The sequence below is a fragment of the Streptomyces sp. NPDC086077 genome (assembly GCF_040686175.1).
GTDB lineage: Bacteria > Actinomycetota > Actinomycetes > Streptomycetales > Streptomycetaceae > Streptomyces.
In genome coordinates this window covers 1-1,659 of record NZ_JBFBJT010000315.1, presented here as the reverse complement: position 1 = coordinate 1,659, position 1,659 = coordinate 1, and the positions used below count along the sequence as shown (strand labels likewise).

Annotated in this window: 1 protein-coding gene; it reads right to left on the bottom strand. The window is 73.3% G+C overall.

Going from position 1 to position 1,659, the window contains the following annotated elements; genetic code table 11:
- Window positions 1–1,659 (bottom strand): fructose-specific PTS transporter subunit EIIC (locus AB0O67_RS37305; protein ID WP_365460554.1); only part of this gene is annotated, 1,659 nt, incomplete at both ends.

Sequence of the window (1,659 nt, the reverse complement as noted above, 5' to 3'; positions counted from 1 at the left end):
CGGCCTCGCCCTGGCCGGTCGCGCCGGTGCCCGGCTGGCCGACGTTTTCGGGGCGCCGCCGCCACCGGCTGCCTGGCGTCCGCCGGTACGGTCACCGGCTCGGCCTCCTGGGCGCCGGGGGCCGGCTTGCGCAGGCCCTTGAGAAGGATGACCAGGCCCGCGGTCACCGCCGTACCGGCCGCGATGGCCAGCAGGTACAGCAGCGGCTTGCCGATGAGGAAGGTGACCCAGATGCCGCCGTGCGGGGCGCGCAGGGTCGAGCCGAACGACATCGCCAGGGCGCCGGTGACCGCGCCGCCCGCCATGGCCGACGGGATGACCCGCAGCGGGTCGGCGGCCGCGAACGGGATGGCGCCCTCCGAGATGAAGGAGGCGCCGAGCACCCAGGCGGCCTTGCCGTTCTCGTGTTCGGCGTCGGTGAACAGCTTCCTGCGGACGGTGGTGGCCAGGGCCAGGCCCAGCGGCGGGACCATGCCCGCGGCCATCACCGCTGCCATGATCTTCATCGCGGAGTCGCTGGGCGCCGCGACGGAGATGCCGGCCGTGGCGAAGGTGTAGGCCACCTTGTTCACCGGGCCACCGAGGTCGAAGCACATCATCAGGCCGAGCAGCACGCCGAGGAGGACGGCGTTGGCGCCGGACAGGCCGTTCAGCCAGTCGGTGAGGGCCTTCTGGGCCTCGGCGATGGGCTTGCCGATGACCACGAACATCAGGAACCCGACGACCGCCGAGGAGATCAGCGGGATCACCACCACGGGCATGATGCCGCGGAGGGGCGCCGGGATGCTGACGCGCTGGATGGCCAGGACCACGCCACCGGCGATGAGGCCGGCGACCAGGCCGCCGAGGAACCCCGCGCCGATCGTCACGGAGATCGCGCCGCCGACGAAGCCGGGCACCAGGCCGGGGCGATCGGCCATGCCGTAGGCGATGTAACCGGCGAGGACCGGGACGAGGAAGCCGAAGGCCGCGCCGCCGATCTGGAACAGCAGGGCGCCCCAGCTGTCGATCTGGCTCCAGTCGAAGTGCTCGGTGACGGACTTGGCCTCGTTGATCTGGTAGCCGCCGATGGCGAAACCGAGGGCGATGAGCAGACCGCCCGCGGCGACGAACGGGATCATGTAGCTCACACCGGACATCAGCCACTTGCGGAGCTTGGTGCCGTAGCCCTCGCCGGGCTCACCGGCGCGCTCGACGGGGGTCCCGCCGGGCCTGGCGGCCGCGGTGACCTCACCGCGCTCCGCCTTGCCGCGCACCTCCGTGATCAGCTCGGCCGGGCGGTTGATGCCCGCCTTGACCCCGACGTCGACGGTGGGCTTGCCGGCGAAGCGGTCCTTCTCGCGTACGGGCAGGTCGTGGGCGAAGATCACGCCGTCCGCCGCCGCGATGACCGCCGGGTCGAGCCGGGTGAAGCCGGCCGAGCCCTGCGTCTCGACGACGACCTCGACTCCGGCCGCGCGGCCCGCGTTCTCCAGCGACTCGGCCGCCATGTAGGTGTGGGCGATACCGGTGGGGCAGGAGGTGACGGCGACGATACGGAAGGGGCGCTCCCCGGCCCGGTCGCCGGAGCCGACGCCCTCGCCGGTGCCGGTGCCGGAGCCCTCGCCGGAGCCGACGCCCTCGCCGGTGCCGGTGCCGGAGCCCTCGCCGGAGCCGGAG